Below are 12,180 nucleotides of genomic sequence, written 5' to 3'. Positions count from 1 at the left end.
GGTAGCGTTACAGTTCAACCATCTCGTGGCCTGTGGCAGGCAAGCTACTTAGGGCAGAAAGTCCCATAGCGAAGCGCGGTTTGGATCAATGGCAGAGACCCTTGCTCACCGTGCTTTGTTAAAATTGCAGGCTGGAAACTTTGACCCTGTGTCCGACGATCTGCAATTTAAGCTGTCATGGCGAATGCTGGATGCTGCCAGGCAATTGCGGCTCTCATTGGGCCAACTGCGGCAGTGGATGCTAACTGGAATGCTCAACGGACATGAGATTAAACCACCAATGCGTGATGTTAAAGGCGTTGACCGAATCACCGGTTGCGAATTGATGATGGCGCAAGAGCGCCTTGCTGAGTGCAAATCCGGGTTGTCACTTTGCAATGGGTAATTCGTCTAATGCCGTGGTATAGCGGGGACTGAGTTTTTCACGCTTCATCATCCAATCACTGTTGTCTCTCCCACAAGATCCAAAATGAATTTTTCCTAATCGTCCTTGGTTGATTCGGTCGATCATCTGCATTAGGTCTTGGCTGCGGGGCTTATGTTGATGATGGTCGAACAAATCTCCCTGCTGGCTGCCGATAGGAGTGAAGTCGGCTAGCATCACGCCCCCTTTTTGGTAGCGATGCCCATCCCGCCAGATATGAGAGAGCAGTGAGTGGATCACTCCCAGCAGCTCCCTGGTATCGTTTGTAGGCACAGCCAGCGTGGTGCTCACTTGGTTGCCGTAGTAGGGCTCTTTGTCATTGAAGGGATTGGTACGAATGAATAGGGTGACATGGCGACAGCACATTCCCTCTGCCCGGAGTTTTTCAGCTGCACGTTCCATATATCCTACGAGTGCTTGATGCATGGAATTCATGTGTGTGATCCGTTCACCGAATGATCGGGAGCAGATGATCTGCTGTTTGGCTTGTGTGTCCTGCTCCAGGCTGGCGCATGGGTAGCCGCGTAGCTCTAGCACGGTTCGCTCAACAACGACCCCATAACGATGCCGTAGGTTTTTACCATCGACAGCGACTAGGTCCGCCACACTATTGATCCCGTGCGCTTCGAGCCTGGTGGTCAGTTTTCTACCTATTCCCCATATTTCCCCGACCGGAGTGATAGCCATCAAACGCGCTCGACGTGCCTCATCACGCAAATCAACCACTCCACCAGTCGCAGGCCACTTCTTCGCGGCGTAGTTTGCCAGCTTGGCGAGTGTTTTGGTTGGCCCGATCCCGACGCCGACTGTGAGTCCAGTCCATTGCTGTATTCGTTCACGGATCTGACGACCATATGCTGTTAGGTCTCCCGCCCATGATTCGTTCAGTTCAACAAACGCCTCATCAACACTGTACACCTCGACAGTTGGCACCATGCCTTCCAGCGTGGTCATTACGCGCTGTGACATATCACCATAGAGGGCGTAGTTGCTCGAGAACCAAACACCGCCTACGGCCTCGAAGAACTGACGGATCTGGAAGTAGGGAACACCCATCTTGATGCCAAGCGCCTTGGCTTCTGCCGAGCGAGCCACAACGCAGCCGTCGTTGTTCGATAGCACCACGATCGGGCGCCCCTTGAGGTCTGGCCTAAACAGGCGCTCGCAGGACGCATAGAAGTTGTTCACATCGACGAGGGCAATGGCGTTGGGCATGGTTTACCCCAGTTTGGTCTTGTGGAGCACATAGGTTACGACGCCAAAAATTTCTAGTTCCTGCCCGTCCAATAGATGGATGGGCTGGAAATCCGGATTGGCGGGTAGCAGGGCAGGGAACGGGCGTTCTTGCAGCTGTTTGACAGTGAATTCTCCATCAAGGCAGGCTAGAACGATAGCGCCGTGGCGGGCCTTGAGCGCTCTATCGACGATCAAAAGATCCCCGTCATTGATGCCCTTTTCCACCATGCTTTGGCCACTGGCCCTGACATAGTACGTTGCTGCGGGGTGCTCAATGCAGATCTGGTTCAGATCTATGGTTTGCTCTATATAGTCCTGTGCTGGGCTAGGAAAGCCGCAAACCACAGGGGACAGAAAAAGCGGCAGCTCTAGAGCGTCCGGGGTTGGATGTGGGATGGCGAACATGGTGGCTCACTGGTTACTGTTTTTATATACAGTATAGACGTATTGCATAACGTGTGCATCCGGTGTCAGTTGACATACCGGCCCAATTAGCTATGTTCGGTTCACATGTTATTTGGGTTCATAGGACGCGTGATGGAATCAACAGTTTTTAAGTGTGGTCGTGGCCAGGGGGTTTACCTACCCGAGGCCGTGGCCCTGCCAGATGAGGTCACGCATGTTGAGAGGCGTTGTTGATCAAATCCGTCGCTGGATGGCCGTTCCCCAACCCGTTGATACCACTCAATTCACTGGCTGGCGAACAGGCATACCAAGCCCTATCAGCTTGTTCATCACCTTCACGCCAGCCAGGATTTCGCCCACCTGGGCGTTGTAGTTCCGCAGGCTCAGCGTTGGCCCGATGAGTTGCTTGAACCGGTACATGGCGGTCTCGGCTATCGAGCGCTGGTGATAGCCGGAGTCTTTCTTCCATTGCTTCAGTTCACCGGCCTTGAGCGCCGTCACCGCCTCGTTGCGGGGATGGTCTTCCTCCCACGGTGCCGCATTTTTTCTCGGCGGTATGGTGGCTTTCGCCCCCTTCTTCTTCAGTAGCGCATGACAGGCCTTGGTGTCATACGCACCATCGGCGCTGACCTGTTTTATCTTGCGTCGTAAGGGGTTGAGCAACGTCGGTAACACCTCGTTATCCGCCACCGTCTCCAGGCTGACTTCGGCAGCGATGACCGCATGGGTTGTGGCATCCACCGCCAAGTGGAGCTTGCGCCACACTCGTCGCTTCTCCTTGCCGTGTTTGCGAATTTTCCATTCGCCTTCGCCATAGACCTTGAGGCCGGTGGCATCAATGACCAAGTGAGCCACCGGGCCTTGGCTGGGGAGGCGGTACTTGATGTCGACGGTCTTGGCGCGCTTGCTGATACAGCTATAGTCCGGCGACTGCAAAGGCACCGCCATCAGTTGGAACAACGAGTTAATGAAGCCTTCTAGCGCCCGCAGCGGCAACTTGAACAAGCCTTTTAGCATCAGGGCCGTCTCAATGGCGGTGTCACTGTAGTGGAAACCTCTCCCTCGGCGGCCATGGTGGACCAGGCAATGCCACTGCTTAATGGCTTGTTCGTCCATCCAGATGGTCAACGAACCGCGTTGCACCAAGGCTTGGTTGTACTGCTGCCAGTTGCTGATCTTGTGCTTGGACTTGCCCATCTGATGCTCTCGGAGACTGCGCTACAGGATCAGATCACCGAGATGACAGATAGTTCCCCGATTTGAGCAACAAGGCCATGTTGAGATCGTCGTGGTTGGTCGTACTCGCATAATCACACCTGTAGGTGAGTCCTGGGATAGGTGGTTTGATGAGCCTTGTATGAGCACCGACTTCATGGCCGAACGTGAGCAGCCAACCGCTCAGGAGCGAGAGAAACTCTGAGGTCCAGCAGGGTAACTGAGTTGCGTAGCTGAGAGGGATTGTTTTTATATATATAGATAAAGCGCATCCCTCTCACCTGAAAAGTGAATAGCTATGGCCATCATTCTCGCGTAGCGAGGATTGTTCATAGATCTGTCGGTACTCGCCCCCCAGGCAGGATAGCTCAGTAGCCATTTTTTCTAGGTTGCACCACTGGTCGTGGTGCATGTGATCCAGTTATCTACCCGTGGTTTCCATTGGATCATTCGTTGAAGGTGTTTTGGTGGCACTAGGCTGTGTTCTCAAAATGCTGGTTTTCTGTCCACCAATAGCTCTCGTAAGTAACGAAGGCAGAAAGCCAGCTTGATAAAAGCAGCAAAACTTCCCGCCAGCTTTTCATATCTCGTTGAGAATCGGCGAAACTTCTTCAGCCATCCGAAGCACCGCTCGACCACATTTCGCCTGCGATAACGAGCTTTGTCTAAGGAAGGTGCGAACAAGTCCCTGATATGAGATCATGTTTGTCATCTGGAGCCATGGAACAGGGTTCATCATGAGTCATCAACTTACCTTCGCCGACAGTGAATTCAGCAGTAAGCGCCGTCAGACCAGAAAAGAGATTTTCTTGTCCCGCATGGAGCAGATTCTGCCATGGCAAAACATGGTGGAAGTCATCGAGCCGTTTTACCCCAAGGCTGGTAGTGGCCGGCGACCTTATCCGCTGGAAACCATGCTACGCATTCACTGCATGCAGCATTGGTACAACCTGAGCGATGGCGCGATGGAAGATGCTCTGTACGAAATCGCCTCCATCCGTCTGTTTGCCCGGTTATCCCTGGATAGCGCCTTGCCGGACCGCACCACCATCATGAATTTCCGCCACCTGCTGGAGCAGCATCAACTGGCCCGCCAATTGTTCAAGACCATCAATCGCTGGCTGGCCGAAGCAGGCGTCATGATGACTCAAGGCACCTTGGTCGATGCCACCATCATTGAGGCTCCCAGCTCGACCAAGAACAAAGAGCAGCAACGCGATCCGCAGATGCATCAGACCAAGAAAGACAATCAGTGGCACTTTGGCATGAAGGCCCACATTGGTGTCGATGCCAAGAGTGGCCTGACCCACAGCCTAGTCACCGCCGCGGCCAACGAGCATGACCTCAATCAGCTGGGTAATCTGCTGCATGGAGAGGAGCAATTTGTCTCAGCCGATGCCGGCTACCAAGGGGCGCCACAGCGCGAGGAGCTGGCCGAGGTGGATGTGGACTGGCTGATCGCCGAGCGCCCCGGCAAGATAAGAACCTTGAAACAGCATCCACGCAAGAACAAAACGGCCATCAACATCGAATACATGAAAGCCAGCATCCGGGCCAAGGTGGAGCACCCATTTCGCATCATCAAGCGACAGTTCGGCTTCGTGAAAGCCAGATACAAGGGGTTGCTGAAAAACGATAACCAACTGGCGATGTTATTCACGCTGGCCAACCTGTTTCGGGCGGACCAAATGATACGTCAGTGGGAGAGATCTCACTAAAAACTGGGGATAACGCCTTAAATGGCGAAGAAACGGTCTAAATAGGCTGCTTCAAGGCATTTACGGGAGAAAAAATCGGCTCAAACATGAAGAAATGAAATGACTGAGTCAGCCGAGAAGAATTTCCCCGCTTATTCGCACCTTCCCTAGGGAAGGTGCTAACAAGTCACTTGGCACAAAAACACACCATTCTAAATTATTGATATTAAATGGCTAAACTTTTTAGTTTTGGCACATAGGGTACTTATTCGCACCTTCCCTAGAAGTCGATACATCTGACGGTGTTTGTTCTCTATCAACTTTGCTATTACGGCTGAAGTCGTCTCTGGATTGGCCCAAGCAGCTTACGCTGTTGGCAGAAGAGTTAACCCAGAAATCACTGCACTGGCCAAGTCAGCGGTTAAAAATGCTCTGCGGCAAGGATGGCTATTCCGGCATTCCTCACCCGCAGACCAAATCCGTGGATAAGGGCAAGTTGCATGAGGAGTCGATAGAGCACTGGGCGGCAAGATTTCACAGTTGGATGACATCAATCTAACGTATTGAAGAGATTTAATACAAGACGAACTATGTCTGCGTTTGAGGCTTTATATCTTGTTGTTATAGTAAAGATGGTGCATGATTGTAATCAATTTGATGATAACAATAGCGCTATATGGATCACATCACTACATTCCCCTTTCATTTCATAGCTGCGGCACATGATTAGTTCACCCTCTAAACGGGTCGAGGATTTGAGCCTTGCCCAGCGCGAGCGGCTGGCCTACATCGACTTCCAGCTCTACTTCTTCGGTGATATTGGGCGCCCAGACCTGATTGAGCGCTTCGGTGTGGCGCCGGCAGGGGCAACGCGCGATCTGGCTCTTTACCGGGAAATCGCACCGCAGAACATTGAATTCGATGGTAGCAACAAGATCTACCGCATAGGCAAGGCGTTTGTTCCAATTTTCGAGCACGCGACGCAACGTGTTTTGTCGACGCTCGCGCTTGGGTTTGGAGATGGTGTGAACGTCAACTCGCGGCCGCTGCTGCCATGCGAGTCTCCTGTGGCTTTGAGCTGCCCACGGATGGATGTGCTGGCCTCAATCTGCCGGGCTATCCACGCCAAGCGGCCAGTAGCCATCCGCTACCACTCAATGAGCAGCGGTGAGACCGAGCGGATCATTGTGCCCTTTGCGCTGGTCGATACCGGCCTGCGCTGGCACGTCCGAGCTTTTGATCGCAAGAGTGGCGAGTTCCGCGACTTCGTTGTCACCCGCATTGAAACGCCTATCCTGCTTGATGAAGAACCTAAGGCTAACGAATGTTCGGACAACGACATTCAGTGGACTCGGATCGTGGAGTTGGACTTAGTGCCTCATCCGCGCTTTGAGCGTCCCGAGTTCATCAAGATGGACTACGGGATGACCAACGGGTCGATCAAGATGCGCGTGCGGGCTGCTGTTGCGGGCTACATGCTGCTGCACTGGAGCGTGGACTGCTCGCCTGACCATCGCCTCAAAGAAGAACAGTATCGCCTATGGCTTAGCGATCCGCTGGTGCTGTACGGAGTCGAGAGCGCCAAGCTGGCTCCAGGATACCAAGCCCTGAGCAGTTCCAAGGAATCATAGGAAAGAGGAAAACAATGGCCAAGACACTTGAAGCCCACGACAAACTGATCCGCGAGATATTCGAAGGCAGCTACCAGTTCGAGATTCCGGACTACCAGCGCCCCTATGCCTGGACAACCGAGCAGGCCACAGAGCTGTTCGATGATCTGCTCTCGGCGATGCTGGATGCGCGTGTCTCCGGTGCAACCAGCCAATACTTCCTCGGCAGTATCGTTCTGATCAAGAACGACCGAGAGCCCAAATCGTCGGTGGTCGATGGCCAGCAGCGCCTGTCGACGCTGACGATGCTGTTTGCAGTGCTGCGCGAGGCCATGCCGCACGCAGCCGACGACATCACCGATTTCCTCTACAAGAAGGGCAAGGTCAGTCTCGGCGAGAAAAATGAATACCGCCTGACCGCCCGCGAGGAGGATGCCGACTTCTTTCGCACCAACATTCAAGAGCCGGGCGGCATCGCACAGTTGGTCACTAGCACCGACAAGCTGGAAGACAGCCGACTTCGATACCGCGAAAACGCCACGCTGCTGCTTGCCAAGGCCAAGGCGCTGCTGCCCGCCGATCTGATCGCGCTGTGGCAGTTCCTGGCCAACGACTGCTCGCTGGTCGTTATCTCCACGCCCGATCTTGAAGCTGCCTACCGCATCTTTTCCGTGCTCAATAATCGGGGGCTTGACCTCGCGCCTATCGACATCATCAAGGCGCAGGTTCTGGGCCTGATCCGCACCACGGCAGGCGACATTAAGAGTCGGGTCTATGCCAAGGAGTGGAGTCGCATCGAAACCTCACTGGGCCGTGACGCCTTTGGTGATCTGTTCGGTCACATCCGTAGCATCTATGCGAAGAAGAAGCAGAAGTACATTTTGGTCAAGGAATTCCAAGAGCACGTCACCGAGTACAATACCCCTATCGCCCTGATCGACTCCGTCATCAAACCTTATGCAGAAGTATGGGACTTCGTGCGCGACGCTGACTTTGAGGCGACCGAGCACGCCGAGACGATCAACGAGCACCTGTTCTGGCTCAACCGCGTGGACTTCAAGGACTGGGAACCCCCGGCACTGGTGTATTTCAAGCGATTCCGGCAAAAACCAAAATTGCTCGCAGAATTCTTCGAATCACTAGAACGCCTTACCTATTTCATGTTGGTCACAAAGGTGGGTATCAACGAACGCATCGAAACCTACGCTGCGCTCATTAAAGACATCGAGTCCACAGCCTTCGACGGCGCTCTAGTCACCTTGGGCACTCTGGCACTTACAGACAAACAGAAGCGAGATTTCGTGGCTGCTCTCGACGGAGATATCTACCGCAACCTGCCCAAAGCCCGCATGGCACTGGTTTTACGTCTCGAATCTCTGGTTCGAGCCCCTGGAGTGCAGCTGCAAAACGCCGTGTCGCTGGAGCATGTGCTGCCGCAAAACCCGCCTGACGGTTCGGACTGGATCAAGTGGTTCCCGGATGAAGACGAGCGAGATTGCTGGACGCACCGTTTGGCCAATCTAGTTCCGCTGGATAGGAACAAGAACTCATCTGCCAGCAACTACGACTTTTCCAAGAAGAAGGATGCCTACTTCAGGGGTAAGGGCAAGGCGTCGCCCTTCGTGCTAACGCAGGAAGTCAGGTCAGAAAACGAGTGGACACCCAACCTTCTGGCTGAGCGTCAGAAACGCCTGATGGGCGAACTCAAAAATCATTGGAAACTCGCCGTCACCACAGACAATGCCAGCGCCTCAGCGGCGAATTAAGGTAAGTATCGATGCATAAGAAGCAACAACAAGACCAAAGCCAGATCAAGTGGATTTCCGATTTCATCTGGAACATTGCCGATGACCGCTTGCGCGACGTCTATGTACGCGGCAAGTACCGCGACGTGATCCTGCCCTTCACCGTACTGCGACGGCTTGATGCCGTGCTAGAGGCGACGAAGGATGCTGTGCTAGAGCGCAAGAAGCTCCTTGATGCCCATAAAGTGGTCGAGCAAGACGGCGCTCTGCGTATGGCAGCAGGCCAAGCCTTCTACAACGTATCGGAATTTACTCTGGCCAAGCTCAAGGCCAGTGCCGCAGGCCAGCGGCTGCGTGATGATTTTATTGCGTATCTGGATGGATTTTCGCCCAACGTCCAGGAAATCCTCGCCAAGTTCAGTTTCCACAACCAGATCCAGAAGTTGGTGGATTCCCACGTTCTGGGCTACTTGATTGAAGATTTCCTCGACCCGGAGGTCAATCTCTCGCCGTTGCCGGTGAAGGATGCAGATGGCCGTCTCAAGTTACCCGCACTGGACAACCACGGTATGGGGACTGTGTTCGAGGAGTTGATCCGCCGTTTCAACGAAGACAACAACGAAGAGGCAGGCGAGCACTTCACCCCGCGAGACGTGGTACAGCTCATGGCAAAATTGTTGTTCCTGCCCGTGGCCGATCGCATCGAGTCCAGTACCTATTCACTCTACGATGGCTCCTGCGGTACCGGCGGCATGCTCACCGTGGCCGAAGAGGCGCTACACGAGCTGGCTGAACAGCACGGCAAAGATGTATCCATCCACCTGTTCGGGCAAGAAATCAGCGACGAAACCTACGCTATCTGCAAGGCAGATCTGCTCTTGAAGGGCGAAGGTGAGGAGGCCGAGAACATCGTCGGTGGCGCTGATAAATCCACTCTGTCTGCCGACCAGTTCCGTTCGCGCGAATTTGATTTCATGATCTCCAACCCGCCCTACGGCAAGAGTTGGAAGACCGATCTGGAGCGCATGGGGGGCAAGAAGGAATTCAATGACCCGCGCTTCATTGTCAGCCACGGGGGCAATGCCGAATTCAAGCTCCTGACTCGCTCCAGTGACGGACAGCTCATGTTCCAGGTGAACAAGCTGCAAAAGATGAAACACCACACGCCGTTGGGCAGCCGCATCGCGTTGGTTCATAACGGCTCCGCATTGTTCACCGGCGATGCAGGCCAGGGCGAGAGTAACATCCGCCGTTGGGTACTGGAGAACGACTGGCTGGAGGCCATCATCGCCCTGCCGCTCAACATTTTCTACAACACCGGCATCGCCACCTACATCTGGGTGTTGGCCAACAAGAAAGCCGAAGCGCGTCGTGACAAAGTGCAGTTGATCGATGCAAGTGGCTGGTTCCAGCCGCTGCGCCGCAATCTCGGCAAGAAGAATTGTGAACTCTCGGATGGAGACATCCAGCGAATCATCGACATCTACCTCGGCGAGGCGCAAGAAACCGCCGAGTCGAAATGGTTCGACACTCAGGACTTCGGCTACTGGAAGATCACTGTCGAGCGCCCGCTGCGCCTGAAAAGCCAGCTCTCCGACGAGCGAATCGAACTCCTGCGTTTTGCCACCGGCGACGAGGCGATACGCGCCGAGATCTACGCCACCCACGGCGAGGCGCTCTATACCGATTTCGCCAAGCTCAAGCCGACCATCGAGGCATGGCTGAAAGGCGAGGACGAGAACGAAGAGGACGAGAACGAAGACAGCGGCGATGACAGCGAGGCTCCCGCCGCGCGTAAGGCCGTGCCCGCCAAGCGCCGCAAGAAGCTGCTCGACGCATCGACGTGGCTGCGCGACAAGGCGCTGATGGTGGTGGCGCAACGGGTGCAAAAAGCTCTAGGTAGCGCCGTGTTCGATGACCACAATGAATTCCGTACCCGCTTCGATACTGCCCTGAAAGCTCAGGGTGACAAGCTCAGCGCACCCGAGAAGAAGGCCATCTACAAAGCTGTGAGCTGGCGTGACGAAACGGCCCCGCCAGTCATTGCCAAACGCAGCAAACTCAAGGCAAGCGACTTCTTTGAGCCCGGCTTCGATGGCGCGTACCTGGAGACAGTGGGCAAGGATCGGTTCATGGTCGAGTACGAACCCGACAGTGAGCTGCGCGATACCGAGCAGGTACCGCTGAAGGAGTCGGGTGGTATCGATGCGTTTTTCGAGCGGGAAGTGCTGCCGCATGTACCGGACGCCTGGATCGCTACCGACAAGACCCAGATCGGTTATGAGATATCGTTTGCCCGCTACTTCTACAAGCCCACACCACTGCGCACGCTGGAAGATATTCGAGCTGACATCCTCGCGCTGGAGCAGCAGAGCGAAGGGTTGCTGCACAAGATCGTGGGGGGCGCGTAATGACAGTGGCGAGTGTGTACCCGAACTACCGACGGCCGAAAATGCGCTGGTTGCCTGCTGTGCCGGAACACTGGAACGAGCAACGTGCCAAGACATTCTTCCGCGAGGTGGATGAGCGCTCGAAGACCGGACAGGAGGAACTGCTGTCGGTGTCTCACCTCACCGGCGTTACCCCGCGCAGCCAAAAGAAGGTCACGATGTTCAAGGCTGCGAGCTACGTTGGCTCCAAGCTGTGCCGCCCTGGCGACATCGTCATCAACACGCTGTGGGCGTGGATGGCGGCGCTTGGTGCGAGCAAGCACGAGGGCATCGTCAGTCCCGCCTATGGTGTGTATCGCCCGCATCACGCCGATAGCTTCAACCCGGGGTATCTCGACTACCTGTTGCGCACCCGCGCCTACGTGGCTGAATACATCGGACGCTCGACCGGCATCCGATCCTCGCGCCTGCGTCTGTACCCAAACCAGTTCCTCGACATTGCGCTGATCCAGCCGCCGCGCACCGAGCAAGACCAAATCGTCGCCTACCTGCGCGCTCAGGATGCGCACATTGCCCGCTTCATCAAGACCAAGCGCGATCTGATCAAGCTGCTGACTGAACAGAAGCTGCGCATCATCGACCATGCCATCTCGCGCGGCCTTGATACTGCTGTCGCGCTGAAGGCATCCGGTATCGAATGGCTAGGCGAGGTGCCGGAGCACTGGGAAGTGCAAAGGCTGAAGAACGTGGCCAACGTGGTCTTGGGCAAGATGCTGACCACGGAAGCCAAGGCTGGCGATGGGGATTTCAAGCCCTACCTGCGCTCCACGAATGTGCAGTGGATTAAGCCCGATGTGCGCGACGTAAAGGAAATGTGGGTAGCCAAAGCTGAGATGGCGCAGCTCCGCGTCCGCAAGGGTGACTTGCTGGTCAGCGAAGGCGGAGAAGTTGGTCGGGCCTGCATGTGGAACGATGAACTGCCGGAGTGCTACATCCAGAACTCTGTGCATCGGGTTGCGGCCAAGCCGATGATGCTGCCGGAATTCCTGTTTCACCAGTTTTTCACCTATGGCAAGCGTGGCCGTTTCAATGCCATCGTGAACCGCGTCAGCATCGCGCACCTGACGCGCGAAAAGCTCGTGACGATTCCGTTCACCGTCCCTCCCATCGAAGAACAAAAAGCCATCTGCCGGTGGATCAGCGACGAATGCCAGCCGCTGGACGACGCCATCGCCCGCACCGAAGAAGAAATCAAGCTGATCCGCGAATACCGCGACCGCCTGATTGCCGATGTGGTCACAGGCCAAGTGGACGTGCGGGGCTGGCAGCCCGGCCCGGAGGACGTGGTGGACGACACGGCGCTGGCTGCGCTCGGCGATGACCCAGATGATGTGACCGAGGAGGAGGATGGCGATGTCGAAGAATAGCCACACATTAATCGGACAGACCAACGTTCTG

General features: G+C 55.2%; 12 protein-coding genes. 8 read left to right on the top strand and 4 right to left on the bottom strand.

Features of this window, described 5'->3' with window-relative positions; genetic code table 11:
- The first annotated feature begins 88 nt into the window (after window positions 1-88).
- Entirely contained in the window at window positions 89-385 is a 297-nt protein-coding gene (locus tag C2U47_RS16885; protein ID WP_199766822.1) for a hypothetical protein, read from the top strand.
- On the opposite strand, the gene umuC is transcribed toward C2U47_RS16885, so the two are convergent.
- From umuC to C2U47_RS16870, 3 genes are all read right to left on the bottom strand, one after another.
- Entirely contained in the window at window positions 368-1,639 is a 1,272-nt protein-coding gene (gene umuC, locus C2U47_RS16880; protein WP_103261765.1) for a translesion error-prone DNA polymerase V subunit UmuC, read from the bottom strand. The two genes, C2U47_RS16885 and umuC, sit on opposite strands and share 18 nt — an antisense overlap.
- 3 nt (window positions 1,640-1,642) lie before the next feature.
- A complete protein-coding gene (umuD, locus tag C2U47_RS16875; protein WP_040096555.1) occupies window positions 1,643-2,065 on the bottom strand; it encodes a translesion error-prone DNA polymerase V autoproteolytic subunit in 423 nt (140 codons plus the stop codon).
- Window positions 2,066-2,344: 279 nt separating this feature from the next.
- Entirely contained in the window at window positions 2,345-3,262 is a 918-nt protein-coding gene (locus C2U47_RS16870) for an IS5 family transposase (protein WP_024946304.1), read from the bottom strand.
- Window positions 3,263-3,311: 49 nt separating this feature from the next.
- Between C2U47_RS16870 and vapB the strand changes: the two genes are divergently transcribed.
- The gene (gene vapB / locus C2U47_RS16865) at window positions 3,312-3,485 is read left to right on the top strand and encodes a type II toxin-antitoxin system VapB family antitoxin (RefSeq protein ID WP_103261764.1); all 174 of its coding nucleotides are present in this window, start codon (window positions 3,312-3,314) and stop codon (window positions 3,483-3,485) included.
- A gap of 281 nt (window positions 3,486-3,766) precedes the next feature.
- Here vapB and C2U47_RS16860 read toward each other — a convergent pair whose 3' ends face one another.
- Window positions 3,767-3,973 carry a transposase gene (locus C2U47_RS16860; RefSeq protein WP_371878976.1) on the bottom strand — a complete coding sequence of 69 codons (207 nt, stop codon included), beginning with the start codon at window positions 3,971-3,973 and terminating at the stop codon, window positions 3,767-3,769.
- Between the two features lie 44 nt (window positions 3,974-4,017).
- Here C2U47_RS16860 and C2U47_RS16855 point away from each other — a divergent pair, with 44 nt between their 5' ends.
- The 6 genes from C2U47_RS16855 to C2U47_RS16830 all read left to right on the top strand — a co-directional run bounded on the left by C2U47_RS16855 (window position 4,018) and on the right by C2U47_RS16830 (window position 12,149).
- Window positions 4,018-4,998: an IS5 family transposase gene (locus C2U47_RS16855; RefSeq protein WP_233735826.1), complete on the top strand. Its 981-nt coding sequence runs from the start codon at window positions 4,018-4,020 to the stop codon at window positions 4,996-4,998.
- A 235-nt stretch (window positions 4,999-5,233) separates the two neighbouring features.
- Window positions 5,234-5,536, top strand: coding sequence for a Tn7-like element transposition protein TnsE (locus tag C2U47_RS16850; RefSeq protein WP_267893323.1), 303 nt, complete (start codon window positions 5,234-5,236; stop codon window positions 5,534-5,536).
- 196 nt (window positions 5,537-5,732) lie between these two features.
- Window positions 5,733-6,608: a transcriptional regulator gene (locus tag C2U47_RS16845; protein WP_233735824.1), complete on the top strand. Its 876-nt coding sequence runs from the start codon at window positions 5,733-5,735 to the stop codon at window positions 6,606-6,608.
- 14 nt (window positions 6,609-6,622) lie between these two features.
- On the top strand, window positions 6,623-8,353 hold the full coding sequence (locus tag C2U47_RS16840) for a DUF262 domain-containing protein (protein WP_103261761.1): 1,731 nt from the start codon (window positions 6,623-6,625) through the stop codon (window positions 8,351-8,353).
- Between the two features lie 11 nt (window positions 8,354-8,364).
- Complete coding sequence (locus C2U47_RS16835) at window positions 8,365-10,743, top strand: type I restriction-modification system subunit M (protein ID WP_103261760.1); 2,379 nt, start codon at window positions 8,365-8,367, stop codon at window positions 10,741-10,743.
- Between the two features lie 41 nt (window positions 10,744-10,784).
- Window positions 10,785-12,149: a restriction endonuclease subunit S gene (locus C2U47_RS16830; RefSeq protein WP_199766821.1), complete on the top strand. Its 1,365-nt coding sequence runs from the start codon at window positions 10,785-10,787 to the stop codon at window positions 12,147-12,149.
- The last annotated feature ends 31 nt before the right edge of the window (window positions 12,150-12,180 follow it).

Origin of the sequence: Aeromonas sp. ASNIH7 (assembly GCF_002903485.1) — a bacterium.
Classification (GTDB): Bacteria; Pseudomonadota; Gammaproteobacteria; order Enterobacterales; family Aeromonadaceae; genus Aeromonas; species Aeromonas caviae.
Note: the sequence above shows the minus strand (reverse complement) of the source record. Positions and strands in the feature narration are given on the sequence as shown.

Coding starts and splice junctions, on each gene's coding strand:
- C2U47_RS16885 (WP_199766822.1), top strand. CDS start 89: ATGGCAGAGACCCTTGCTCACCGTGCTTTGTTAAAATTGCAGGCTGGA.
- umuC (WP_103261765.1), bottom strand. CDS start 1,639: ATGCCCAACGCCATTGCCCTCGTCGATGTGAACAACTTCTATGCGTCC.
- umuD (WP_040096555.1), bottom strand. CDS start 2,065: ATGTTCGCCATCCCACATCCAACCCCGGACGCTCTAGAGCTGCCGCTT.
- C2U47_RS16870 (WP_024946304.1), bottom strand. CDS start 3,262: ATGGGCAAGTCCAAGCACAAGATCAGCAACTGGCAGCAGTACAACCAA.
- C2U47_RS16855 (WP_233735826.1), top strand. CDS start 4,018: ATGAGTCATCAACTTACCTTCGCCGACAGTGAATTCAGCAGTAAGCGC.
- C2U47_RS16840 (WP_103261761.1), top strand. CDS start 6,623: ATGGCCAAGACACTTGAAGCCCACGACAAACTGATCCGCGAGATATTC.
- C2U47_RS16835 (WP_103261760.1), top strand. CDS start 8,365: ATGCATAAGAAGCAACAACAAGACCAAAGCCAGATCAAGTGGATTTCC.
- C2U47_RS16830 (WP_199766821.1), top strand. CDS start 10,785: ATGCGCTGGTTGCCTGCTGTGCCGGAACACTGGAACGAGCAACGTGCC.